This is a genomic window from Liquorilactobacillus satsumensis DSM 16230 = JCM 12392, assembly GCF_001435195.1.
Lineage (GTDB): Bacteria > Bacillota > Bacilli > Lactobacillales > Lactobacillaceae > Liquorilactobacillus > Liquorilactobacillus satsumensis.
Window position 1 is genome coordinate 50,855 of sequence record NZ_AZFQ01000053.1, and the last position, 26,363, is coordinate 77,217.

Sequence of the window (26,363 nt, forward strand, 5' to 3'; positions counted from 1 at the left end):
CTGAACTTGTTACCGGTGTGATCTATGCTAAACACAAAAACCTGCCTTTAATAGAAGTGTCGACAACCAGCGCTTAGCCGCCGTAGACTAAGGCTTAAATTACAAAGTAACCCGAACTTGGTTACGCGTAATTTAGTCTTAGGCACAGGGGGCTGCTGGATGGAGCATGTTATGAAGAAGTGCCGACAAGCAACGTTAGACTTTGAGCACTAACATCAAATTGCAAAATAGTTGGGCTGTAACTATGCGCAATTTGTGGTTAGGCGCAAAAGGCTGGTGCTGGGAGCACGTTATGAAGAAGTGCCGACAACCAGCGCTTAGCCGCCGTAGACTAAGGCTTAAATTACAAATAAGAGGTGCTGTGACAAAAGTTAACTTTTGTCACAGCACCTCTTTTATTCCGGATAGACGTGTTCCATAAGTCAATCTTTCCCATTTAATCAAACAGTAATAATTGCAAAGCCCGCATGACCAACATGCGCCATGATCACCGGACTAGTTAGTGCACAAAAAATTTTAAGTTCAGGCCGCGCCTGTTCAAGTTGCCTTTTAATGTCAAGAACCGTTGTTTCTTCGTCAACGTACGAAAGACCCACTTGAGAAATACTGCGATCGGCAATAATCTGCTTAACAATCTCATTAATTTTCAAATTAAATCTCTTTTGTCCATGTGATTTTCCGATAACTTTAAACTTGCCTTCTTCCAAGGTCACCAAAAGCTTTAGCTTTATCGCAGATGCAATAAAACCGGTTGCCCGACTAGCACGTCCGTTCTTGACAAGATAATCAAGGTTGTTAATAAAACAGTCAAGTCTAATTTTTTTTGCATATTGATGAATTTCTTTAACAAGCAGATTCACATCAGTTGTCTTTCGTCCAAGTTCGGCTGCTTTAATGACAATCAGGCCTAACGCGCGGTCAGTGAAATTACTGTCCAGGACTGTCACTGCAGCCTTAGTTTGGGCAGCAGCAATTCGGGCCGTTTTCACCGTACCACTCAAAGTTTCAGTTAAATGAATGGATAAAAGCGGTGCTGCTTGTTGTCCCAAACTATCATAGACCTGTAAAAATTGTCCTAGTGCCGGTTGGCTAGTCTGAGGCACATCATCACTAACAGCTAGTGCTTTCGAAAAGGATTGCCGTGAAATGTCTTGACCATCTAACCCTGACTTTCCTGCAAGCGAAACTTGAAGTGGAATGACGGTTATTTGATACTTTTCAACTTCTTGTTCTGATAATTGGGCTGTTGAATCGGTGATAATATGTATCATTTCTATCTCCTCCATAAACAAACGTGACCGCACTTTACTAGTAAATATCATCTTAGCTAGTAATTAGAAATTACCCACCCTTCAGCAAAAACACTCCCGCACCCTAAAAGTCATCATGTGCTTGTACAATCTCACTAGTGATTGTTGCAAAAAAAGTATTGGTTCCGCCCTTAGATAACCTCCGCTCAGCGCTGTTTAAATAATCTTTTTCTCTCCACCAACTTTGCAAAAGCTCAGTTGTAAAAGGTTGCGGCTTTTCATTGTTATGCTGGAGTGTCACCTCAAAAGGAACATCAAGATAATACATACAAACATTCCCCGCAAAAATTCGGCAAACCCGCTGTAGCATCTTTCCATAAACGTCGCGCCGCAAAATCCCCTCTAAAATTGTAATCTGGTAGTGGGACTCGCCAAAATGTATTAGAGTTTCAAGCAGATCAACTGCAGGAGTCCCTAGATGATCATTGGTATGCAAGAAATCACGGCGTAAGACATCCTGTTGTAACAATAAACACTTTTGACTGCCAAAATATGTTTGTAGTTTTTGTGCTAGCGTGGTTTTACCGCTTCCTGAATTTCCACGAATTATAATCAAGTATTTATTCATTAAAACACCTCTATTTGATTTACAATTAAACACAATAAAACAGGATTCCAAACTAAAGATGCACCCGTTTGAAATCCTGCAGTTGATTTAGCTATTTCTTTTTAAGAGTAACTTTTAGAATAACACCGTCACTGCAAGGCTGCTCCCCGGCTTTATGCTGTTGTCCCGGTGCATTATGGAATGCCAAAGGAACTGGACGCGGGGCAGCTGTCTGAGCCGGCTTAGCAGCACTGCTGCTCGCACCAGCACTAACTTTTTGCACCTTTTTTGTAACTGTTTTAACAGTCTGAATATTTTTAAGCTGCGCTCCACTGTATTTTCGCGGTTGGCTGAAATTCGTAAAAAGGAGCGAACCTGAAAAAATTACGCACACAGCAACAACACACAAAACAAAAGGCTTCCAAGAAGTTTTGGTGGATAATGCTGTATAGAGAAATATGATTGCTGCCAAAAATACTACAACAGAAATTGAAGCAAATAAGAAAAGCATTTCTACCTCCTGATTTTATCGGTACATTTGTTTAACACTAAATTCAAAATAAATTCGAATTGTGGTGTTATCCTTATCTTGTTTAAAAGTACATATCGACTTTTAAACTATCCTATATTCCTGTGAGGGAGACTCTGTTGTAAAACAATTACAGCAGGGTCTCTTTATACAAAAAGAACTACAGGAATTAAAAAGTCCCCCGACTTTATAGTCACCCCGAATTACCTATCTTCACTTGATTAAGTTCTATCAGTTAATGTTATGCAGCTAAAATACCAACTGCACCACACTTTTTCGAATTCAACTACTACGTTAAGTATAACATTATACAGCATACTACAAAATCTATTTCTGTTCACTGTTATTATACCCAAAAATCTTCTAAGATAAAACAAATTTTAATTTAAACTCCACTCAAAAAAACGTGTTATATATTAACCTTTTCACCATTTTTCAAAGCTGTCATACTCCAAAACAATCCGCCACATCCATAGCTCATATTAGCAAAATCATAGACTGTACTCTTGGCATGTAGCAATTTAATAACGTACGCCGGTGCTAAAACATTAAATAACAGTGTCTGTCGCAATTGATAAAATTGAAATCACACCTAACCTCAGCAACACTTTATGTTGCCAAAGATATTGAAAACCAGCCAGCTAAAAAGCAGCAAAATTAGTTTTAGTCTTCGTTAAACACGGTCCACCTATGCTGCGGTGCCCACATGATCTGTTTTTCTCCCTTGAGTCGTGCTTGTTGATAGTACTTTAATTTTTCCGCTAACAGCTCATGTTGTCTGTGACTTTCTGCGAGCTTCGCAGCTGATTTATCAACTTCCGCTTTCATAATCTGATAGCGTTGTTCAACTGTCGCTTCACCTTGTTCGCACAAATCAATATACTTTTTAATGTCTCTTAAGGACATGCCAGTCGTACGTAGCGCCTTGACAATTTCAACATATTCCAAATCTTTGTTTGAAAACAAACGTACATTGTGTTGGTCACGTGTAATTCTCGGAAAGAGTCCTTTTTTAGCGTAAAATCTGACTGTGTGAGGTGATAGCTGTACAATTTCTGCTACTTTTTGAATTGTATACATTGTGCTCCTCCTCTTGACTGAGAGTTACTCTCAGGATTTATAGTAACTATTATTCAATAAGAGGAGGAAATAAACAATGAAAAAGAAAGTATGGTTTGTGACTGGAACTTCAACCGGTCTTGGCAAAGAGCTTGTTAAATACCTTGTACAGCAAAAATGCAATGTCGTTGCGACTGCCAGAAATATTGCTACCATTAAAGAGTATTTGCCAAATTGGCAAGCGCTTGATAATCTGTTGCTACTAACATTGGACATCACAGATCCACATCAAATAAAAAATGCGGTTCAAAAGTCCCTTGAAAAATGGCACACAATTGACGTACTTGTAAACAATGCCGGTTATGCCTATTTCTCACCGGTGGAAGGAGCTGCTGAAAATGAAATTGCCGCAATGTTTAAAGTTAACTTGTGGGGTGTAAAAAAAATGCTGGATGCTATACTACCAATCATGCGCCAACATAAAAGCGGACATATCCTGAATGTTTCCTCACTCGGTGGATTACGAGCCTTTGCGGGTTTTGGCTACTATCATGCCTCTAAATTCGCACTCGAAGGTCTTTCTGAAAGTTTATCTCTAGAAGTTGCCCCTTTAGGAATTCAAGTGACCTTGGTGGAACCTGGCGATTTCAAAACTGATTTTGCAAGCCGTTCGGCAAAAGAAAATCCCAAACCACTTGCTGATTATGCCGCAACTGCTGGACAAAACATTGCAAATCTTAAAAAGTTGTCTGGTAATCAACCTGGAAATCCCGCAAAGGCAGCGAAAATCATTTATGCGTTGACTGAAGAATCCTCCAAAGCCCCTTTGCACTTATTATTAGGTCAAGACGCGTATATTCGTGCACTGGAGAAGCTTCAGGCTATGCAGGACTCTTTCAATGAGAATTATGCACTAACGATTCAAACGGATGATTAAGCAGCAAGTGCGACAACCACTGGGAGCCTTTGAGCACTAACAACAAATTACAAAATAGACGGGCTGTGTCTATGCGTAATTTGTTGTTAGGCGCAGAAGGCTGGTGATTGGAGCACGTTAATAGAAGTACCAATGCAACGCTTTCCTCGACAGCTATGGCGTGCAGTCTTTAAAAATTTAGAGTTCTTCACCTGAACTTAAAACAACAGTTTTCTAATATAATCTACTGGCATTTTTGCACCCGTCCATAAATTAAATGCTGCTGCCCCTTGTTCAAGCATCATCTCCAAGCCATTAAAAACATGCTTGACTCCCGCTGCGTGCGCGACAGTCATCAATTTTGTTACGCGCGGAGCATAGACAGTGTCGTAAACAATCATATCTTTGCGAAACCAAGCTGGATCACTAACTAATGTTTTATCTTCTAGTGGTTTCATCCCTACACCTGTAGCATCACAGTAGATCATTGAAGAAGCAATCTCTTGTTTAAAAGCATTCTGCTCAGTAATCTCAAATAAAACAGCATGACAGTCGGTTTTTTGATTGATAGTGGCAGTCATTCGTTGTGCATTCTTCCAAGTTTGATCATGACGATTGAAAATCGAAATTTCTTTTACACCATCTAAGGCAGCTTGAATTCCAATCGCCGTTCCCGCACCCCCGGCACCTGCCAACGTCATTTTTTCGCCACGAATATCTAGTCCTGCATTGGCCAAGGATTGCATAAAGCCAATTCCGTCCGTTGTATATCCGGTCAATACGCCATGATCATTCACAATTGTATTAACTGCACCGATTAATTCCGCTGCCGGATCTAATTTATCTAACAGCGGAAGCACCTTTTGCTTATTTGGCATCGATACATTTGAGCCGCGCATCTCAAGTGTCCGGATAGCGTCAACTGCGCCGGTAAGTTTTTCATTGTCAATTTCAAAAACTAAGTATGCATAGTTCAAACCTAGTTTTGCAAAGGCACTATTATGCATTGTTGGCGACAGCGAATGCCGAATTGGATCCGCCATTAAACCGATTAAAAGCGTATGTCCATCAAGTCGATCTTTCATTAAAAAAAACTCCTTTTGAATTTATAATTAATATTAAAACAAATATTTTAGTTTGATTTAAGCAATGGTGGACTAGCAAAACCCCATTGCTTTTTGCTTCAGCCTGTTGTTACACTAAATAAAATACAACAGAAAGAGGATGTCCTATAATGCTCAAAAAACTCCAAGTCAAACAAACACTTTTCAAATCCGGTGAAACCAAAATTGCCGTTCCTTTGACAGCACCAACCCCCAAAAAACTGCTTGAAGAAGCAAGGAAAGCTGTTGCTGCAAAGCCAGATGTAATCGAGTGGCGAATCGATTTTTATAAAAATGTATTGGATCAGCAAGAATACCGCAACACACAACAGCAGTTAATCCACATCTTAGGGAAAATCCCCTTGCTAACAACCTTCAGAACGCAACATGAAGGTGGAGTTGCACCGCTCAGCGATGAACAGTATTTTAAACTGATGCAATGGATCAGCTTAAATCAACTGACCGACCTCCTTGACCTAGAGCTTAACCGTGATGCATCACAAACCATTCCAATTATTTCTGCTGCCCATCGTGCCGGCTTGAAAATTATTATCAGCAACCATGAATTTCAGCAAACTCCGTCTGAAGAAGAAATTATCACACGTTTGCAGCAGATGGCCACAATGCATGCAGATATTGCTAAAATTGCGGTTATGCCCAAAAACGCAGCTGATGTACTAACATTGTTAAACGCCACCTATCACGCAGATCAGCAAATTAGTATTCCACTTATCACGATGGCAATGGGGCAATTAGGTAAACTTTCCCGCATTTCGGGTTCACTCTTTGGTTCTGTTCTTTCATTTGCCAGTGTTGGAGAAGCTTCTGCCCCCGGGCAACTAACTGCTGCTACGTTACGCAAAGCACTAGAAATGCTTTCGGCTAAATAGAAGTGCGATCTTTATTTAATATTTGTAGGCAAGCGCCTATTGACTGTCTGACGTAAGAAGCTGGCAACCTTTGAAGTCTCCAGTAAAAGTGCAGTCACAATCACCAAGGCCGCCCCAAGCGCACCTACCAAGACATCAAAGTTCATTACTGCATATAAATTAATCTTAGACAACATCCCTGTTACTAGTGGAATTGTAAATGCCGCAACACTGCCAAACATAAAATATAACCCTGTGATAACGCCCTTATGTTTTGGAAACATCTGCAACAACAAGTTCAATGCAACTTGGAGTACTCCACCTGCAGCCGAAAAGCCAAAAATAAACGCCGCAAGCGATGTGACCCACACAACAGATGCATGGATAACTACTAACAATGCCAGTAAAGAAAGCACATTCATTGCAACCAGAATCTTGTTTTTGGAAACGTTGAATTTTAATAACGTGAAGATTACCAAGACCCCAGTAATTGAACCTGTACTGTAAAGCGACAGCAATGCATGTGCAGCTAGACCTGAATAGCCCAGCTCTTTTGTAGCAAAAAGACTGATCCATTGAGTGAACAGAATCATCAATGCCATCGTAGTATAACCATAAATCGACAATGCAATTGTAGCCGCAATACGCCGTGCTTTTGAAACTGGCTGCTGCTCTTCAAGTTCTGCAGGCTGTTCACTATTTTGGGCTGGAAATTTGGTCCCAGCTAATAAAAAGAAATTGAACAACAGTATCACCGCAACAATCATAAATGACCAACCGTACCATAATGCGTGTATATCTAGGAAAACAATGAACAACGGTAGAATAAACTCACCAACGGCAACGAAAGCTTTAATAAAGACACTTGAAGCATCTGAATTACCGCCCATCTCCATAAATGTCGGATAAGTTCCCGAATCTAATGCTGAATTCGCGACCCCTGCCAAAATTGTCAACAAGTATGCAACTTGAATACTATGTGTAAACGGAATTCCAATAAAGAAAATCATGTAGCTTAAAATTCCCAAGGAAATTAATTGTTTACGTCCAAAGCGATCTGAAAGGTAGCCAAACAAAAAATATGAAAGCAAGCGCCCAATGCCAATTCCAGAAACTACATATGAAACGGTCGCAAGTGGTACATTCCAAAATTTTTCTAAAGACTGCATGTTTTGTGTTAAAATAATTAACCCAATTCCGTGAACTAAGTAATTCAAGTATAAGCTTAAAGCTAATCTGCGCTGATTGCTGCGTGTCGTTGCCATCAAATAAATTCCTCCTAAATGTAAAGTACAAAAAAAGCCAACTGGACTAAGAATCCAGTTGGCAATTCTTTACTACATACGTAAAAGAATTAACTTATCCAACTAGACTCAGACGTCTAGCTGGCAACAACCAAAGGTAACGGTTAGCTCCTGTTAGACGCGAACGCGTGGGCGCCCGCATCTCAGCAGGCGCTACCTAAACCAGGCATAACCGTAATAATACGCATTAAGTTGTTGGACAAATTTTGTCATAATTAAATTCCTTTCATTTACTCAATGGCTAAATTAAAACATAATAATAAATGTTCGTCAACCATAATTTTATTTTTTTAAGCTGCAAACAATTTCCCCAGTTGTTCTAAAGTATAATTCCTGCTAAACCATGACTTGTCACTTTTCTTTTACCTAATTAGTCATACAGTTTGATCGGGTAGCTAACAGTTGGCTTTCAATTTAAATTTTTATTAAATTAAATAGTTCTCATTTTAAAGCAAAAAGCTAGAACAAGAATTTGCTGGCAAGCACGACTGCGACCATCAGGACACAAGAAGATAGAAAAGCTGCTAAGAATGCTTTACCACCCCGCTGAACAATCACTTTAAAATTAACACTCATTCCTAAAGCAGCCATTGCCATTCCGAGTAAAATGTAGGCTAATTGAACTAATCCAGCCAGCATAGCTGCAGAAAACGGCAAAAAAGTGCCTAAGATACTTGTCAAGATAAAGCCTACCATAAACCAAGGAATTGGTAGTTTAGCCTTCTCACCGGTTTGTGCAGAAGTACCTTTAGTTGTTCTTTGATACCAAATACCAACTAAAAGTGCAACCGGAGCCAGCAAGAGAACACGTGAAAGTTTAGTAATAATTGCGGTATCCAAAGCAACTGGGCCAGCTGCACTTCCAGCAGCAACTGCATGCGCTATCTCATGCAATGAACCCCCAGTTAACACTCCGAATTGTGTAGGTGTCATATGTATTAATGGTTTTAATCCAATTTCAATTAATGTAAAAACAGTTCCCAAAATACAAACGATTGCAACTGCTAAAACTTCATTTTCCGCTTGTCTTTCTCTTTTTTCTGCTGGCACTTTGATCTGTGGGGAAACACCCATAATTGCAGCAGCACCGCAAATACTTGAACCTGTCGCAGCAAGAATTGCAAGCTCTTTTTCTACCCCGAATTTGCGTGAAACCCAATAAGTCAAGGTAATCATTCCAGCAACAATACAGATAGCTAATAAAATTGACTTAACTCCTGCTTGAGCCAGTTGAATCAGATTTAACTTAAATCCCAACAGAATAATTCCAAGACGTAAAAATTTATTCGAGATAAATCCGGTCCCATCCTGCGCTCCACTCAATAAAACTGGACTAGTGTGCAGTAACATTCCTAACAGCAATGCAAGAACTAACGCACCTACTAGCGATAAATACGGTAGCTGAGCTAAAAAAGAACCAGCGAATGCACAGACGAGTGTCAACCCAAATGAAAGCCAAAACCCGCTTTTTTTAAAGATACTAATTATTGTCATGATACTTCCTCCCTTAAGCAATACTTAAAGTATACCCGCCATCTTGCATAACTTAAAATAATAGTTTATTATTGCATAATAATTTACACTTATATAAAGGAATTGATTAAATGCTTACTCAACCCTACATTACATTTTTATCACTGACACAAACTCTTTCATATACTCAAACGGCGCAACATTTATTCATCACTCAACCCGCAGTTTCTCAGCAAATTCAACGTTTAGAAAGCGAGTTGAAGCTAAAGTTAGTTGAGTATCATCGTCCGCATTTACTGATTACTCCTGCAGGGCTGCAACTGGCTGATTTTCTCCAAAGAACCAATGTTCAAGCTGAGCAACTCTTACAGCAGCTGCAAACACCTAAAAAAGCGCAAAAAATCACCTTTAGTGCCACACTTTCTTTAAGTGAATTCTTGGTTCCTGAAATCATCAAGAAAATGTCAGCACAAGGTGATTTTACCAAAATAAACTGTCGCGTCGGAAATACACAACAATCTCTGGCTGCAATTAAGAAAGGACAAAGTCAATTCGCCCTGATTGAAGGTAATTTTGACAAAAGTGAGTTTGACTACCAGGTTATTCGTTCAGAACCTTTCAGTGCAGTCGTGTCTAAACTCCATCCCTTAGCCAAAAGAAAGTCCTTGTCTTGGTCGGAGTTGCTGCATGTTCCGTTAATTGTCAGAGAAACGGGCTCCGGTTCTCGCGAGATTCTAGCCAGCTTAGCTTACGCAGAAAACATTAGTCTACATGATTTCACTCAAATTATCACGGTCTCTGAGCCTGTCTTGATTCGTCAATTACTGCTGCAAAATGTTGGCGTCAGTTTCTTGTATCATTCTCTAATTGGAAGGCAGCTTGCCCAAGGAGAACTCGTTGAATTACCGCTGGCAAATGGGCGCACGACGCATGATCTTTACTTAGTCTATCCTAAGGGAAGCTATTTTAAGCAAGATTATGAACGTTGGTTAAAATAAGAAGTGCGCAAAAAGTGAAGTGCCGACACTCAGCGTTCAACCGCCGTGGACTAAGCAATGAATTACAAAGTAACTCGGGTTTGGTTACGCGTAATTCAGGCTTAGGCATCGGGGGATGCTGGGTGGAGCACGTTATGAAAGAAGTGCGCAAAAAGGCGGGAGGCCTTGAAGATTAGCGACAGGTAACAAGGGTAACTGGCCTTGTTACCATTGTCACCTAAGCTAAGCATAAAGGGCTGCCTTTTGGAGCACGTTAAATAGAAGTGCCGACAACCGCCGGGAGACTTTGAGCACTAACAACAAATTACAAAATAGACGGGCTGTGTCTATGCGTAATTTGGACTTAAACAGTTTTATACCAACTTATTGCTCTACCTTTGTTCTGAGCGCCGTACAAATTTCCTGAGTGTACTTCTCAAGAGCCTGCGGAGCATTTGTTTTTTCCTTTGCCACAATATCTACAATTGCGCTCCCGATGATGACACCATCGGCAATCTTTGCCATTTCAGCCGCTTGTTGTGCCGTATGGATTCCAAAACCAATTGCTGTCGGTACATCTGTATATTCCTTAATTTCAGCAACTAAATTGCTTAAGCCGGCAAAGAAGCTGTCGCGTTCTCCTGTGATTCCTACTGAAGAAACTACATAGATAAAACCTGAAGCTGCTTTTGCTATTTTTTGAATTCTTTGTCCAGAAGTCGGCGTTATGAGAGGAATAATGTCCACATCATATTTAGCTGCTAGCGGAACAATTTCATCTCGATTCTCATACGGTAGATCAGGAATCACCAGTCCGGAAACTCCTAATTGCTGACATTTTTTCAAAAAACGTGCATAACCGTACTTAAACACAATATTCAAATAAGTCAAAAAGACAAGCGGTACATCTGTTTCCTTGCGTGCAGCCGCAACAATCTCAAAAACAGTTTGGGTAGTAACTCCAGCTTCAAAGGCCCGCAAATCAGCTTGTTGAATGACAGCCCCATCTGCAACTGGATCCGAAAATGGAATTCCTAATTCAACAATATCTGCCCCGCCTTTAGCTAAAGCTGTGATATTTTTAACTGTCGTCTCAAAATCTGGATCGTCTGCAACAATAAAAGGGATAAATACTTTTTGGTTTTTAAAAATTTGAGCTAAATTACTCATCAATCTGCACTCCTTTATATTTGGCAATACTGGCAACATCTTTATCTCCACGCCCTGAAAGTGTACAAATAATGATTTGGTCCTTTGCCATTGTCGGTGCAATCTTTTGCACGTAGGCCACTGCATGACAGCTTTCAATCGCAGCAACGATGCCTTCTTCTTTTGCAATATAATCAAAAGCAGCAACTGCCTCATCATCTGTAATCCCGACATATTGTGCGCGATTGCATTCTGCCAGCGCCGCATGCTCCGGTCCAACACCTGGATAGTCAAGCCCCGCCGAAATCGAATAGACTGGATTAATTTGTCCATCTTCATTTTGCATAAACATGGATTTCATTCCATGAAAAATCCCAACGGTTCCACGCTCGATGGTTGCAGCCGTCTTGTCAGTCTGAACTCCTTTACCTGCAGCTTCGACTCCAACCAGCTTGACAGTTGGATCCTGAATGTAAGCTGCAAAGCTGCCAATCGCATTGCTCCCACCGCCAACACATGCCACAACCATGTCAGGTAAACGACCTGCTTGTTCTTGGAGTTGCTTTTTTGATTCTTTTGAGATCACACTTTGAAAATGTTTAACCATTTCTGGGAACGGAGCTGGTCCCACCGCCGAGCCCATTACATAAAAGGTATCTTCACTGCGGCTGGCCCAATCCTGCAAAGCTGCGTTAACCGCATCTTTTAAGACACGCGAACCTGTCGTAACAGCCTTCACTTTGGCTCCCAATAAATTCATCCGGTAGACATTCAGCCGCTGACGTTTTGTATCTTCTTCACCCATGAAGACTTCACATTCCATCCCCATCAGCGTCGCAATTGTTGCAGTGGCAACTCCATGCTGACCCGCACCCGTCTCACAAATCAATCTTTTTTTCCCAAGATGCTTAGCTAGTAATACTTGTCCAATAACATTGTTAATTTTATGCGCACCAGTATGATTTAAATCTTCACGTTTCAGATAGATTTTTGCGCCACCAAGATCTTCTGTCATATTTTTAGCATAATACAGCAATGAGGGTCTATTCGCATAGTTATTCAATAATTCATGCAATTCAGCTTTAAAAGCAGCATCATCTTTGAGTTCATTGAATACCTTGTTAACCTTTTCAAGCTCAGTCATCAATGTTTCAGGTACATATTGCCCACCAAAATTTTTACCATAACGTCCAGCTTTTACTTTTTGTTCCTGCTCGTTCTTTAATTTCATAATTTTTGCACTTCCCTTACATTTTTTACAAACTGTTGAATCTTTTCAGCATCTTTTTGTCCATGAATTTCAACACCACTTGAAACATCCACTACTGCCGGTTGAACCTGATCGATCGCAACCCGTACGTTCTGTGGTGTTAGGCCTCCCGCCAAGACTAAGGGACGCTCAGTCTGGGGAATCTTCCGCAAGTCCACTAACTTTCCTTTACCGTGACTTGCATCAAGCATCAAATAATCTGCAGTAAAATATGGGTCAAAATACTGATAATCAAAAACTCTGATTGTTTCAAGTCCTGCACTTGCTAAAATTGCACTTGCGGTCTCAGAATAAGTGCCATGCAATTGTGCCACTGTAATTGCACCTGCATGATAGATTTGTAAAATGTTTGCTACCGGTTCATTCACAAAAACACCAACTCTTTTGATATGCCTGTCGAGCCGTTTGCCCAACGCAAGGGCCTGTACCAGTTTTATTTGATGTCTGCCACTAGCAAACACAAAGCCTGCAAAATCAGGCTGCGCATCGTTGACTGCCTGAATGTCAGCCATATTCATTAATCCGCAGATCTTTACTTTTACCATTTTAAAACTCCTTAAATGCCCGAATCATTTCCCGCTTATTGGTGGCTTTCATCAAGGCTTCACCTACTAGGACACCTTTGAAATCCGCTTGTGCAAGTCGCTTAACATCAGCTGGACCACTGATTCCACTTTCGGCTATTACTGGAATTTTCGCTGGAACCAGTGACCGCATTTTAAAGCTATGTCCAAAATCAACTGCAAAATTCTTTAAGTTTCGGTTATTAATGCCGATGATTTTCGCGCCAGAACGAACCGCTCTGGTAACTTCAGTCTCAGTATAAGCTTCAACAATTGCTTGCATGCCAAGACTTTCAGCTAATTTTCGCAGATTACACAGCTGTTCATCAGTCAAAATTGCAACAATCAGCAAAATGATTGCTGCTCCATTCAATTTAGCCTCGTAAACCATGTATGGATCAATTGTAAAATCTTTGCGCAAGGTCGGAATTGAAGTTGCTGCACTAATTTCATTCAAATAGCGCAATTTTCCCTTAAAATAGTCGGGCTCAGTCAGCACTGAGATTGCGTCTGCCCCCGCTTGCTCGTATGTCCGCGCCACCTGCAGGTAAGGAAAATCGGTTACAATTGTCCCCTTGGAGGGCGAAGCTTTTTTAACCTCCGCAATCACATGGATTCCTGGCCGTTGTAACACCGCTAAAAAATCAAGTTTAGCAGTTGCATTCAATTTAGCAACCTCTTGCTTCAATTTAGGCAGCGAAACTTTTTCTCGCTGTCGTTCCAACCGATTATGCGTTGCCGTCACTAATTCATCAAGAATCATGCAATCACATCCTGTGAGCTTTGATTTTGCCGTGAAAACTCAATTAATTTATTTAATTCAGCTAAAGCTGCACCGCTATCAATTGTTTTAGCCGCAAGTTCAATGCCTGCTTGAATTGAAAGCGCTGGATGTGCTAAATGCAATGCTGCGCCAGTATTTAAAAGCACAACATCTCGTTTAGGTCCTTTTTGCCCCTGTAATACTGCACGGGTAATTTGAGCATTTTCGTTTGGATCGCCTCCCAGCAAATCAGCAGCGCTGCATTGCTTAAGTCCAAATTGCGCAGGGGTTATCGTATATTTCGTTAACTTGTGCTCCTTTAACTCAACCACTGCAGTTTCCGCGGCAGTTGTCAGCTCGTCTAAGCCGTCACGTCCATGAACTACCATAGCAGTCGCAACCCCCATTTTCTTCAATACATTAGCCAACGGTTCGAGCAATTGTTCATCATAGACCCCCAGTAATTGGTAAGCTGGTCGTGCTGGATTGACAAGCGGACCTAGAAGGTTAAATAACGTGCGAAATCCTAACTGCTTTCTTACCGGAGCCACATACTTCATTGACTTGTGGTATTCCTGAGCAAATAAAAATGCCAAGTTATTTGCCTGCAAACTCTGGTAACTCACTGCCGGTTGTTCTTGAATATCCAAGCCTAAAGCTTCAAGCACATCAGCTGCACCGCTTTTAGACGAAGCAGCCCGATTACCATGTTTAACTACTTTTGTTCCTGTCGCCGCAGCTACAAGCGCACTTGTCGTTGAAATATTGAAAGTCCCGGCTTTGTCGCCGCCAGTACCTACGATTTCAAGGACATTTTCTACTTTTGGAAATGCTAGTGCATGTTCGCGCATTGCAGTTGCAGCACCTGCAATCTCGTTAATCGTCGGTTCTTTAAATGCTAATGCAGTTAATAGGCTGGCTGTTTCCGCATCTGAGGTCTTGCCACTCATAATCTCATTTAGGATGCTTTTACTTTCTTCAAAGGTCAGGTCATGGTGGGCAACAATTTTATTAACAGCTTCTTTTATCATTTTGAATCCTCCATTTTTTACGTTAAACCAAAGTTACGCTCATTTAATCAAATCCCGAGCTGCCATCGCTTAACTCCCGTATAATGGATTTGAATACGTCTTTTTAATCTTAACCACAAACAATTTTGCTCCATTACACTTCTTCCCTTCCGCTGCAAATAATTTTACGACAAAAAATCCGCCCTCAACTAGTAACTAGTTAAGGACGGACTGCTCCGTGGTGCCACCTTAGTTCAATTAATTAGACTACTCCAAAAAAGACTTCTTTTTTACATCTTTTTTGCTAATCAATCACTCTCTATAGAAGACCAACATCTTCCTGACAACTGACGTATGTCTTGACGTTTCCCCATACTATAATTCAGGGGAACCCTCAGTGGTCCATTTAATCATCTGCGTCCGATTGCACTCACAGCAGCGGCAACTCTCTTGGCGTGCACGATGATTTTGATCTCCACTTCAACGGTTTCATGAATGAGTATTAAATTAACAATAGATTAAACCCTACTTTCAAAATTGTCAACTAATTTTTAAATTAAGCCACACAACTTTTTACAAAGAATGGCAGCACAATTGCATCCTTATTCGCGAACTGCAATCAAATTTCTTTGATTGTCCAATACAAATTGTTGAAAATGCTTAAAACACTCGTCTAAAAAACTCAGTGTTGCTTGATCTGTCAATTGACCTTCACTATCGAATTTTTCTTTTGCAAGTCCAAGTAAAAACTCGTATCCAGGGAGTACAAATGCATTGATTCCTGGAGAATTAAGAATCTGTCGCAAATTATCTTGGGCTCTGGAAGTTCCCTGGACCCCAAGTGAAGTTCCCACAATCATAACCGGCTTAGTTGTGAGCGCATTTCCATAACAGGATAACCATTCTAACGTACTCTTGAGGCTGGCTGGAATGGCATGATCATATTCGGGAGTTGCAATAATAAGTCCATCTGCCTGCTTAATATCTGCAGCTAATTGTTTTACAACTGCTGGGACCGTTTCTAAAAGTTTTTCACTAAACAATGGAATTTCTGTGATCTCTTGGACTGTCAGTCGGACATTAATATTTTGATAACGTTCTTTCATGTAGCGCAGCAATAAGCGATTGTAAGAAAAAGGTGCATTATTACCAACTAGGCCAATCAGTTTAATTGTCATGCTTCACAACTCCTTTAGTTAAATTATGTGGATGATTTTTGGTGTCGATTAGCGTATAGACTGCATCGACAAAAGTCAAGACTACAAACCCAATGCCGCACATTATCAAAACGGCCTGCGGACGATCATTACCCAACATTTTGGCAATTGCATTAACAATTGTGGGCGATAAAAATGCACCCAGGTTAATTCCCATCAAAATAACAGATGTTGATAAATTTTCAGAATTCGCAGGCGCAATTTGTGCCATTCGGAAAAAAGCCTGCGGAAAGACCCAACCAAAGAAAAGACCTGCAATGACTACTCCCATCGTTACCGAAACAACTGACGTGGAGTACGCAATAATGAAAAAACCGACAGCGATTCCAATAAACGCTAAGGGCATGACATAATTCCCGATTGCACGACTAAGTCTGCCAAACACGATACTGGAAAACATTGAAGTGGCTCCCATAACTGCCAAAATAACCGAGGCTACTGCCGGTGTTGTAATATTTTGAATAGTTACAAAGCTTGCCAACTTGATTGTAATCATCATAAACATGCCAAACACTAACAATAACAGCAAAGCCAGCAGAAATACTTGCCCATTTACATGTTGCTTTACTGTTTTTTCTCCTGTTCGTTGTGCGTGTTCTTTTGGTATTTTAACAAACATGCCAAACAAAATAAGCGGAATCAAGGCTATTAAGTATCCACTAAAGGCTGCTTTCCAACCAAACAACACTAAAATCCCAAGTAAAAGTCCAAAACCGGCGTTGCCTAAGTTCTGCGCGGTATTTTGATATCCAAGCATATCCGCCAATTCTTGTTTTTGATAAAACAGATACATTAAACTCACCGAAAAAGGATTGAATAACCCAATTCCGCATCCCATTAAGAAGCGAAAAACGACAATTGCTACATAATTCGGAATAAGGATAGGCACTAAGCCGCCTACTAAATAAAGGCTTAATCCTAACATAATAGTTCTTTTAACTCCCAATTTTTTAGCAATCACCGTTGAAAACATAATCATCAAGAGCACACCTAAATTGGGTAGAGTTGCTATCATCTCAATTTTTGCAGTAGATTCTTGCGCAAATGTTTTTTCTAATAATGGATTAGCTACCGCAATTGAGGGAGCTGTCATTGCTAATATTGAGATTGAAAGCAGTGACAACTTAAAAAGCCAACTATGTGTTTTCGTTAAAGTTTTCATAAACTGTCCCCCTATTTATAAACGTTTTTAGCTGGCTGGCTTGGCAAAGTCTGCTTGTTTTTAACATACTTTGCTGCACTTAGACCGGCAATTCGGCCTGATGTCCAAGCAAACCCCGAGGCTAACCCTTCATATGCCGGATAACTGTGACCCTCATAGTAGCCGCCTGCATTCGCACCTCCAGTATAAAGTCCTGGGATTGGCCGCATTTCAGCATCCAGTACGCGCAAGTGTTCATCCACGCGCACTCCACCAATTGTTCCTAGGTGTGCTACTTGAGTTGTAAAAGCGTAGAAAGGGGCCTTTTTAATTGCATAAACTAAGGACTTTTTCGACTTTCCAAACTGTTGATCGACACGCAACTGCACACTGTCGTTATATTTTTTAACAGCTTCATAAAATTGTGCCGTCTCAAAATGAGCATTTTGTGCTAGTTCAGCAAGTGTATTGCCTTTATACGCCGTCCCATCTTTTACTGCTGCTTCTGCAAGTTCTACAAAATTACCGGTTGTTGTATCCGCGCCAGGTCCAGCCTGTGAGACTTCCAATTTTCCACCATGCTCCGTAAAATCATTTAAAGTTGCAGTATCCACAACAAAATAATATTGGCCTCCAACTGACCAGCCTGCATTTGCCCACTCGACTGTGTCATAAACTACATCCTCATTTGTAAAACGCTCCCCATTCATATTTACCCAAAAAAGTGGAGTTAGTAATAATTGTGTCAATGGATTTTTCACAAATCCAGCTAAGTGCTGCTTCGAAGTTTTGCGCGTAATTTTCGATTTTGCTAATTGGGCTGCATGAATTAATGCCGTTGCATCAATATTTTTTCCTCCCGCTTTGACCATTGCATCCAAGCCTTCACCCATGTTTGGCACACCAATCGTACGTAAATAGGGCGTCTGCATAACCGTCGCAACTCTTTTTTTGTCTCCTCCAAAACCACCTGTGGCAACAACCACGGCTTGAGCATGAACTTCAAACCGCTCCCCCGCTTCATTCACTGCACTAATTCCTGTAATCTGGCCTTCACTGCTTAACAGTTCCTGCATCGTGATTCCAAACTTGAATTCCACTCCTGCACGCTCTAAAGTCTGTTGAATTTTCTGATATCCTTGCGCTTTATCTTGGTACATGTGATAAGATCCACCCTTGTAATCATCTTCACGATGAGCAAATTGAGTTGTCGCAGCTGTTGGATTCAATTTAATCTTCATGCCCATCTGCTCTAATGTTTCCAAAGCTTCTGCAGCGCTATTTACAATTTTGTGAATCAATGGTCCATTAGCCAAAAAATGATTATAATTCAGCAAACGTTGCACAGCGGTTGCTTTTGAAAGCTGCAAACCAGCCGCTTTTTGTTCTCTAGAATTAATTGCAAAAAAGCCGCTCGAAATACGAGTATTGCCTCCAATTTGCTGCAATTTTTCTAAAACAATTACTTTTAGGCCCGCCTTAGCTGCAGCATATGCAGCTGCCAACCCTGTACCCCCGGAACCAGCGACAACAAGCTCGGTCATTATTACCTTTTTTTCCATAATATTTGCTCCTTTGCTAATTTTATGCTGTCTTTAATTTCTTTTCTTTGACAGTTCTAGTATAATGTTATCTATTGAACAAGCATATGTTCTAAATAACCTATTTTAATTGTCAAATCTATCTTTTTAAGATTGGAGGGTTAATTAAATGTTCCTTACAATCACATCTAAACCGCTTAATAATAGTAAGGTAATTCCTTATCAAGCACTTTTAACACACCAAAGTGCGATGATGTCTAAAAATAGCTCAAAGTTTCACATTTTCTTATTGAGAGCACTTACAACGTGCTTGCTAAAAATCGATGGTCAAAAGTTACTTTTAAAACCAAATGAAGTCATTTTAATCAAAAAAATCAGTTCTTTAACGTTACAGTCACTTTCAAAAAAATCTGCGCTGCAAATCTTGCTTGAAAGCTATTCCGCATCTTATCCCTTCGACTTTGTCACAATGGGTGGTTCACCACTAATTCACGATATGATGCATAACACCAACCCGACTAAAAGTGTCTATATTGTTTTTCGCCATTTACCCGCTCAAATTATTCGTTCCTACTACAACCTTTTAGCCAACTTGGAGAACCAAAACGCGGTCGCGGATCCCACAATTACATTTGAAAAAACCACCTTAATCGGTTTGCTTTTAGCTGAACTAATTCGCAATTATCAAAAAACTGTCTCACTCACAGACTCACAATTTCCAGATCAGAATATCCACCATGCTTCTGCCGAAACACAAGCCGGGATTATTTTTCAATATATCGTCGATCATATTCAAAATATCTCTGTCAAAGAGGCGGCTCACCATTTTGGATATTCGCATAATTACTTTTCACGTCTCTGTAAGAAAGTTTTTAAAGCGAATTTTTCTGAAAAAGTAACCGAAATTAGACTTGAGCTTGCTTGCAGAATGCTCTCATTAACCAGAAAAAGTGTCACTGAAATCAGTACAGAAATTGGATACGCTGATCCTACTAGTTTCTATAAAATTTTTAAAACTGCTACAGGAACCACCCCTAGTTCATTTCGCAATCGTTTCAATGCTGCTCATGCATTTCACAAATAACAACTAAAAAAGAGAGAGTGTGACATAAGTCGGGAAAATTTGAGTACTAACTCGAAATTACGAACATAGCGAGTACTTTGCCTAAATCATACGCTGCTTACCAAATTCCCACTGTTGGTCCCACCATATAAACTCCAAAGGCCATCACAAGGAGACAAAGAAACGTTACGATCCACTTATAGCAGCCGTGCATGCGATACTCTTTTGGCAATACTTTAGCCTCCAATGCAAGTAAGAATCCCAGAACAATTGGCAACAAAAGTGCGTTCATAACTTCAACTGCAATTGCAATATTGACTAAATCAAAATTGGCTAACACCAAAATTGCACCAATTACATGCGCCAAAGTATACATAGCATAAAACCCGCTATTTTTACGACTTAAGGGCTCATTTAAACTATGCTTCCAATTTAAAACCTCAGTGATTCCCCAAGTACCAGCTAATGCCACTACCAAAGCAGCCACTAGCGCCCCACCTAAAATACTGGCACCAATCAGCAAATTAGCAGCTGTTCCTCCAATAAAAGGAGTCAATGCACCTGCCAGATCCCCAACCGTATTTAAAGACTTCGGATTTGTTGTATTTCCAACCGTGGCCGCAAAAGCGATCACAAAAATTAACATAATTCCCTGTGTAATAAAAGTTCCAACCAACGTGTCACGCCGTTCCTGTGGGATTGCATTCGTACTTAATTTTTTATCAACTACCGCCCCTTGCTGATAAAAAATCATCCAGGGCATAATAACAGCACCAACATTGGCAGCTACTAAGTATATGTAAGAAGAATGTCTCCATGGAATTGTCACTAATCCTTGTGCCATTTGAGCGATATTCGGTCGAATCATTATCACAGCGATGATAAACGCTAGTTCAGCTAATCCGAGCGCAACCCCGATTCGTTCAACCCGTCGGTAACTTCCGCTAAAAGCAATCCCAACTAACAGAAATGTTGCTAAAGGTACTGTAATCCATTTAGAAATTCCAAAAAGTTCACCGACTCCTGCAACCCCCACAAACTCAGTCAACAAAGCTCCAATCGCAGAAACTGCCAACGTTCCTGCTGAAAGCCACGCCCAACCAGTTCCAAAATTTTCGCGGATTAATTCACCATGTCCTTTGCGGGTCACAATGCCCAAACGAACTGTCATTTCTTGAGCCATATAGAGAATTGGAATTAACAATAATTGGGGCAAGAGCATTGTATACCCCCACTGCGTTCCTGACTGTGCTGCTGTAATCAGGCAACCTGCGTCAGTATCTGCTAACATAACGATCAATCCCGGACCCCAAATTTTCAACCAGCGATATTTGGCGTGTTTTTTCTCTGCTGACGGTAATACCTGTGCGGACTTCTTGATTCCATGAGTGACATTTGACTGCATTTTGACCAACTCCATTAACTGACTTATTTAATTGAATATCTTAGCAGGAATTGGGGCAGTTTTAAAGTCCAATCACAATATATAGTAAATAAAATGATATCGTGTACAACATATGGTTGACGAACGCCGCAAAATAATTAGAATAGAAGTTGAAATCATATTGGAGTGATAACTATGAACGAGATCAAAACAGCGCCCACAGCCCGTCTTAACCGCACACTTTCGACTACACTGGCGGTCATTAAAGCCGATGGTGAACACAGCAAATTTTATGCTTATAAAATCAGTTTGGTTCTCCAGGCCTTAACGCCTGATATTCATTTAAGGGCTCAATTAGAAGCGCAAATTTTCAATGAGATCACTAATTATACACACGAAATCAAAACCAGCAAAATTCGGGAAATTATTGTCACAGCCTTATTAGATACTGGACACTCCGAACTTGCCACAGCTTATAACGACTATCGTCAAAAAGATTTAGAACGCTGGGAAACTGCCACAAATCCGCAAGTCAAATTAGCGCAGCTTTTTGGCAGCAAAGATAAAATTGTGCATGAGAATGCTAACAAGGACAGTGAACTTTTTAGCACACAACGGGATTTGACTGCTGGAATGGTTGGCAAATCATTAGGCTTGAAAATGATGCCCGAAACAGTTGCCAAAGCACATTTACGTGGTGAAATTCATTACCATGATCTGGATTACTCACCCTTGACCGAGATGACAAATTGCTGCCTGATTGACTTTAAAGGGATGCTTAGAGATGGCTTTAAAATTGGCAATGCTAACGTGGAGTCACCCAAATCGATTCAAACTGCCACTGCGCAGATGTCGCAAATTATTGCAAACGTTGCTTCTAGTCAATATGGCGGCTGTTCTTCTGATCGCACTGATGAATTACTTGCACCATATGCGCTGCTTAATTATCGGAAACATTTGCGCGCTGCTGAAAAGTGGTGCCTTCCTGAAAAAAGATTAAGCTATGCCCAAGAAAAAACTAAAAAAGATATCTATGATGCCATGCAGGCCTTAGAATACGAAATTAATACCTTATTTTCTTCAAATGGTCAGACGCCCTTTACTACAGTAGGCTTTGGGCTGGGAACTTCTTGGATTGAGCGTGAAATTCAAAAAGCAATTTTAAAAATCAGAATTAAAGGTCTCGGTCAACAACATCGAACAGCTATTTTTCCTAAACTCGTGTTCACACTCAAACGCGGATTGAATTTAAAGCCGGGTGATCCTAATTATGACGTTAAACAATTAGCCGTGGAATGTGCTACTAAACGGATGTATCCAGATATCCTAATGTACGATAAGATTAAAGAACTCACTGGTAGTTTCAAGGTACCAATGGGCTGCCGCAGCTTTTTGCAGGGCTGGAAAGACGAACATGGTCAGGAAGTTAACTCTGGACGCATGAATCTCGGAGTTGTCACGCTTAACTTACCCCGCATCGCGCTCCAGGCTCAAGGTAATCAACAACTCTTCTGGGAGATTCTCAGTGAGCGTTTGGAAGTTGCCAAAAAAGGATTATTGAATAAAATTGCCCGCTGTAAACAGGCCCAGCCGCAAAATGCGCCAATCTTATATGAATATGGTGCATTTGGAAAACGGCTGAAAGAAAACGAGGATGTCGATCAGTTATTCAAACACCGCCGAGCAACTGTTTCCCTAGGTTATATTGGTCTCTATGAAGTCGGAACAGTTTTCTATGGTCCCCGCTGGGAACATAACAAAAAGGCACATGACTTCACCGTTGCGATTGTAAAGTGTTTGCATGATCACTGTGTTACCTGGGAAAAACAATATGACTATCACTTTAGTGTCTACTCAACCCCAGCAGAGTCTTTAACCGACACCTTTTGTGCCTTAGATACCGCAAAATTTGGCAAAATCAAGGACATTACGGCTAAGGAATACTACACAAACAGTTTTCATTATGATGTTCGCAAACATCCAACTCCTTTTGAAAAACTTACTTTTGAAGAAGATTATCCTAAATACGCCTCTGGTGGTTTCATTCATTACTGTGAATATCCTAATCTAAAACAAAACCCTAAAGCTTTGGAAGATGTTTGGGATTGGGCTTATGATCACGTGGGCTACCTCGGAACCAACACTCCGATTGATCATTGCTACCAATGTGGCTTCAGCGGTGATTTCAAACCCACGGCTCGCGGCTTCGAATGTCCAACCTGTGGCAACCGTGATCCGAAAACCTGTGATGTTGTCAAAAGAACCTGTGGTTATCTAGGAAATCCACAACAGCGTCCAATGGTGCATGGCAGACATAAAGAAATTACTGCGCGTGTTAAAAATATGCGGCCTGGTCAAATCAGGGCTGAATCAAAGCATGAATAGCTCCTGATGCTTGAAGCCGCTCTCAAAAAGTTACACAAGTAATGGTCAAATTATTAGAAAAACGCTCCCTAGTAATCACTCCAATGTATGAATCTGCGTTCTACTTCACTAAATATCATAAAAAAGAGGCTATTATACAAGCCTCTTTTTTTGATATTATTTTAATTAGTTCACCCTGAATTTTTCAAAAAAGTTACTGTTAAAACATACTGATTCAAACTAAAAATAGCCTACATTAATCAAAAATCAGCTTTGTCTTACTTCTCCAAATTATTTTTTTGCGCAACCAACTGATTGAGTTCAAAAATTGCATTTTTAGCGGCTAACATAAAGACACACCACATTATAAGATAGACACCGCTAAAGATTAATGTGTAACCGCCTAACCACGCTGCATTTAACGGAAACCATCCCGCCAAAATTGCAAGGGGGGTAAATCCAACGTAACTGACACAAAAATGAATAGTGGTCTGCCGTGTAACACTCCAGCGTTCTTTTTCAAAAATTAAACTCGAAACACTAAATACAATTCCCATTCCGGCCCATAGCAAGGCTGAAGCGGCCGTTGCCATCGTATTAGATGAAAAGTAACTCACAAAAGTTGGCGCCGAAGGAACAAAATTATTAGTCCGATAAATAAACGAAAAGATGAGCGCTATCATGAACCCGATAAAAACTCCAGTAGGAATTCCTACCAAGGTGTACTTAATTATTTTTTTCATTTTAACAAAGCCCTCCTAATTTTTTGAGTGTATCTTCTTGAAGTATACGTCTGTCTCCCGTTGATTAAGTTAACTTGATAAATCCCAGTTTTGCTCAACGAAAAATCTTTGATTTGAGCAATACTCACAATTTCCGCGCTTGACACTTGAATGAATAATTCCGCCGGTAATAATTCGATTAGTTCATAAATCCTTTCCTTCAACCGATAAACACCCGTTTCCGTTTCACAAACTATCTTCTTTCCAGCAGTATGCACACTTACAATTTGATAGAACGGAATTGCTTTACGACGACCATTTTGATAACCCACCACGGTTTTGTCGTTCACTAAGCGATCAAGCACCCCAGCCAATGTAATTAATTCATCTGTCTTTTGTTTGGCGTTAATTGCAATAAAGGGAGCTACACATTCTTTTAATAGATTAAACCGTATCAGCATTTTCTTCCCTCCTTTCAAATTTAGCTTAAACAAATTTCTTAATCAGAACTATCTTTCATGCCTAATTGGTCATTTTTCAGTCATAATCGGTTAATGCCACTTCTAAAATTTATTCCAAGTCACATTTTAAGTGCAGATTTAAAAAAAGCATGCGCTTACTTGGATTTATTGATTTTAAAGTGCTTTTCGTTGGTTTATAATAAAAATAATTGGTATGTTAGATTCTGGCTTCAACTACGAAAACAACACACGCACTGAAGCAGATTTCCAAAAAGTAGGATATTCAGTCTTGAATCAGGGGGGTTCTTTTCAATGTTGGAAAAAACAGTGTATCGCCAGTTACTAAGTAGAGCCTTTGATATTCCCATCAAAGTTACTTATTGGGACGGCAAAACAGAGTCATATGGAACTGGTACACCTGAGGTTAAAATTAACCTCAAACAAGAAATTCCTTTAAAAGCCATGACATCACAACCAACACTTGTTCTTGGTGAAGCATACATGAACGGTGTTATTGATGTGATCGGAAACTTACAGGAATTAATCGCGTCTGCTTATCGCCAAGCAGGAAGTTTCTTAACTAATAATCCATTTTTAAAACACTTGCCTAAGATCTCTCATTCAGAAAAAGAGAGTAAACAAGATGTCCAACATCATTATGATATTGGTAATGACTTCTATCAGCTTTGGTTAGGTAAAACAATGACTTATTCTTGCGCCTATTTTGAGCATCCGGATGATTCGCTAGATCAAGCTCAGCTGAATAAGGTCAGACATATTCTAAACAAATTGAAACCTGAACCCGGCAAAAAACTGCTAGACATTGGCAGTGGTTGGGGAACACTTCTCTTTGTAGCTGCAGAGGAATTCGGTTTAGAGGCAACTGGTGTCACCTTAAGTAAGGAACAATATCAGTATACGCAGCAAAAGATTAAAGAAAAAGGGCTTGCTGGTAAAGTTACAGTTTTGTTGACGGACTACCGTGAAATCAAAAAAACTTATGATTATGTAACTTCTGTAGGAATGTTCGAACACGTCGGTCAGGAAAACCTGGCGCTGTATTTCAAAAAAGTGCAGGAAGTGCTTGTACCTAACGGACGTGCCTTGATTCATGGGATCACTGGTCAGCATCAAGGTGCTGGGGTTGATCCCTTCATCAATCAGTACATCTTTCCGGGAGGTTATATCCCAAATGTAGCTGAAAACCTGACACATATTATGAATGCCAACCTGCAACTGGCTGACTTGGAACCGTTACGCAGACATTATCAAAAGACGCTTGAAATCTGGTACACCAACTACACGGCAGTCATTGATCAGGTTCAAGAAAAATATGGCGAACCCTTTGCAAGAATGTGGTCCTTGTATTTGCAAGCCTGTGCTGCTTCTTTTGAGGCTGGCAATATTGATGTCATGCAATATCTGCTTACTAAAGCACCCAGTGGAACAGGACTGCCATTGACTCGTAAATATATGTATCAACTTGAAGATTAGTCAAGCTGCTAAAGTTGCTTACTAGTATTCCATTGTTTTTAATTCGAAAATCATAAAGAGAGTGTGACATAAGTCGGTAAAATTTGAGTGCTAACTCGAAATTACGAACATCGCGAGTACTTTGCTATGAGTAA

The 26,363-nt window shown here is 40.3% G+C and carries 24 protein-coding genes; 6 read left to right on the forward strand and 18 right to left on the reverse strand.

The annotated features are described in order from the left end of the window. Positions 1-440: 440 nt before the first annotated feature. From FD50_RS10030 to FD50_RS10045, 4 genes are all read right to left on the reverse strand, one after another. Positions 441-1,271, reverse strand: a complete 831-nt coding sequence (locus FD50_RS10030; protein WP_054757007.1) for a DegV family protein — start codon at positions 1,269-1,271, stop codon at positions 441-443. A gap of 103 nt (positions 1,272-1,374) precedes the next feature. Continuing rightward, a complete protein-coding gene (locus FD50_RS10035; protein ID WP_056961431.1) occupies positions 1,375-1,878 on the reverse strand; it encodes a zeta toxin family protein in 504 nt (167 codons plus the stop codon). Positions 1,879-1,969: 91 nt separating this feature from the next. Further along, a complete protein-coding gene (locus tag FD50_RS10040; RefSeq protein WP_056961432.1) occupies positions 1,970-2,368 on the reverse strand; it encodes a hypothetical protein in 399 nt (132 codons plus the stop codon). Positions 2,369-3,049: 681 nt separating this feature from the next. Beyond that, positions 3,050-3,466, reverse strand: coding sequence for a MerR family transcriptional regulator (locus FD50_RS10045; RefSeq protein WP_054757003.1), 417 nt, complete (start codon positions 3,464-3,466; stop codon positions 3,050-3,052). A 76-nt stretch (positions 3,467-3,542) separates the two neighbouring features. Here FD50_RS10045 and FD50_RS10050 point away from each other — a divergent pair, with 76 nt between their 5' ends. Next, positions 3,543-4,382, forward strand: coding sequence for an oxidoreductase (locus FD50_RS10050; protein WP_056961434.1), 840 nt, complete (start codon positions 3,543-3,545; stop codon positions 4,380-4,382). A gap of 197 nt (positions 4,383-4,579) precedes the next feature. Here FD50_RS10050 and FD50_RS10055 read toward each other — a convergent pair whose 3' ends face one another. Beyond that, positions 4,580-5,446, reverse strand: a complete 867-nt coding sequence (locus tag FD50_RS10055) for a shikimate dehydrogenase (RefSeq protein WP_056961436.1) — start codon at positions 5,444-5,446, stop codon at positions 4,580-4,582. A 149-nt stretch (positions 5,447-5,595) separates the two neighbouring features. Here FD50_RS10055 and aroD point away from each other — a divergent pair, with 149 nt between their 5' ends. Continuing rightward, a complete protein-coding gene (gene aroD / locus FD50_RS10060) occupies positions 5,596-6,354 on the forward strand; it encodes a type I 3-dehydroquinate dehydratase (protein WP_056961438.1) in 759 nt (252 codons plus the stop codon). Between the two features lie 11 nt (positions 6,355-6,365). Here the strand turns inward: aroD and FD50_RS10065 are convergent, their stop codons facing one another. Both FD50_RS10065 and FD50_RS10070 read right to left on the reverse strand, forming a co-directional pair. After that, positions 6,366-7,598 (reverse strand): MFS transporter, encoded by a 1,233-nt coding sequence (locus FD50_RS10065; RefSeq protein ID WP_056961439.1) that lies wholly within the window; start codon positions 7,596-7,598, stop codon positions 6,366-6,368. Positions 7,599-8,096: 498 nt separating this feature from the next. After that, positions 8,097-9,131, reverse strand: coding sequence for a YeiH family protein (locus FD50_RS10070; RefSeq protein WP_056961442.1), 1,035 nt, complete (start codon positions 9,129-9,131; stop codon positions 8,097-8,099). 110 nt (positions 9,132-9,241) lie between these two features. Between FD50_RS10070 and FD50_RS10075 the strand changes: the two genes are divergently transcribed. After that, entirely contained in the window at positions 9,242-10,108 is an 867-nt protein-coding gene (locus tag FD50_RS10075) for a LysR family transcriptional regulator (protein WP_054756995.1), read from the forward strand. 363 nt (positions 10,109-10,471) lie between these two features. Here the strand turns inward: FD50_RS10075 and trpA are convergent, their stop codons facing one another. The 8 genes from trpA to FD50_RS10115 form a co-directional block, all read right to left on the reverse strand. Continuing rightward, positions 10,472-11,257 (reverse strand): tryptophan synthase subunit alpha, encoded by a 786-nt coding sequence (trpA, locus tag FD50_RS10080; RefSeq protein WP_054756992.1) that lies wholly within the window; start codon positions 11,255-11,257, stop codon positions 10,472-10,474. Further along, complete coding sequence (gene trpB, locus FD50_RS10085; protein ID WP_056961444.1) at positions 11,250-12,467, reverse strand: tryptophan synthase subunit beta; 1,218 nt, start codon at positions 12,465-12,467, stop codon at positions 11,250-11,252. Before trpB ends, trpA begins: the two co-directional genes overlap by 8 nt. Then, a complete protein-coding gene (locus FD50_RS10090; RefSeq protein ID WP_054756989.1) occupies positions 12,464-13,051 on the reverse strand; it encodes a phosphoribosylanthranilate isomerase in 588 nt (195 codons plus the stop codon). Before FD50_RS10090 ends, trpB begins: the two co-directional genes overlap by 4 nt. Position 13,052: 1 nt before the next feature. Then, on the reverse strand, positions 13,053-13,832 hold the full coding sequence (trpC, locus tag FD50_RS10095; RefSeq protein ID WP_056961445.1) for an indole-3-glycerol phosphate synthase TrpC: 780 nt from the start codon (positions 13,830-13,832) through the stop codon (positions 13,053-13,055). Beyond that, complete coding sequence (gene trpD, locus FD50_RS10100; RefSeq protein WP_056961447.1) at positions 13,829-14,863, reverse strand: anthranilate phosphoribosyltransferase; 1,035 nt, start codon at positions 14,861-14,863, stop codon at positions 13,829-13,831. The genes trpC and trpD overlap by 4 nt, the downstream gene beginning before the upstream one ends. A 581-nt stretch (positions 14,864-15,444) precedes the next feature. Then, on the reverse strand, positions 15,445-16,020 hold the full coding sequence (locus tag FD50_RS10105) for an NADPH-dependent FMN reductase (protein ID WP_054756984.1): 576 nt from the start codon (positions 16,018-16,020) through the stop codon (positions 15,445-15,447). After that, the gene (locus FD50_RS10110) at positions 16,010-17,221 is read right to left on the reverse strand and encodes an MFS transporter (RefSeq protein WP_056961450.1); all 1,212 of its coding nucleotides are present in this window, start codon (positions 17,219-17,221) and stop codon (positions 16,010-16,012) included. The genes FD50_RS10105 and FD50_RS10110 overlap by 11 nt, the downstream gene beginning before the upstream one ends. An 11-nt stretch (positions 17,222-17,232) precedes the next feature. Then, a complete protein-coding gene (locus FD50_RS10115) occupies positions 17,233-18,762 on the reverse strand; it encodes an FAD-dependent oxidoreductase (protein WP_056961452.1) in 1,530 nt (509 codons plus the stop codon). Between the two features lie 148 nt (positions 18,763-18,910). Here FD50_RS10115 and FD50_RS10120 point away from each other — a divergent pair, with 148 nt between their 5' ends. Beyond that, on the forward strand, positions 18,911-19,825 hold the full coding sequence (locus FD50_RS10120; protein WP_054756982.1) for a helix-turn-helix transcriptional regulator: 915 nt from the start codon (positions 18,911-18,913) through the stop codon (positions 19,823-19,825). 97 nt (positions 19,826-19,922) lie between these two features. Here FD50_RS10120 and FD50_RS10125 read toward each other — a convergent pair whose 3' ends face one another. Next, a complete protein-coding gene (locus tag FD50_RS10125; RefSeq protein WP_082610516.1) occupies positions 19,923-21,209 on the reverse strand; it encodes an NRAMP family divalent metal transporter in 1,287 nt (428 codons plus the stop codon). 174 nt (positions 21,210-21,383) lie between these two features. Here FD50_RS10125 and nrdD point away from each other — a divergent pair, with 174 nt between their 5' ends. Then, entirely contained in the window at positions 21,384-23,573 is a 2,190-nt protein-coding gene (nrdD, locus tag FD50_RS10130; protein ID WP_056961454.1) for an anaerobic ribonucleoside-triphosphate reductase, read from the forward strand. A gap of 257 nt (positions 23,574-23,830) precedes the next feature. Here the strand turns inward: nrdD and FD50_RS10135 are convergent, their stop codons facing one another. Together FD50_RS10135 and FD50_RS10140 are read right to left on the reverse strand one after the other, a co-directional pair. After that, entirely contained in the window at positions 23,831-24,295 is a 465-nt protein-coding gene (locus tag FD50_RS10135; protein ID WP_056961456.1) for a DUF3021 domain-containing protein, read from the reverse strand. Beyond that, on the reverse strand, positions 24,292-24,735 hold the full coding sequence (locus FD50_RS10140; protein ID WP_054756980.1) for a LytTR family DNA-binding domain-containing protein: 444 nt from the start codon (positions 24,733-24,735) through the stop codon (positions 24,292-24,294). The genes FD50_RS10135 and FD50_RS10140 overlap by 4 nt, the downstream gene beginning before the upstream one ends. Before the next feature lie 312 nt (positions 24,736-25,047). Here FD50_RS10140 and FD50_RS10145 point away from each other — a divergent pair, with 312 nt between their 5' ends. Then, positions 25,048-26,229 carry an SAM-dependent methyltransferase gene (locus tag FD50_RS10145; protein WP_056961458.1) on the forward strand — a complete coding sequence of 394 codons (1,182 nt, stop codon included), beginning with the start codon at positions 25,048-25,050 and terminating at the stop codon, positions 26,227-26,229. Positions 26,230-26,363 lie beyond the last annotated feature (134 nt).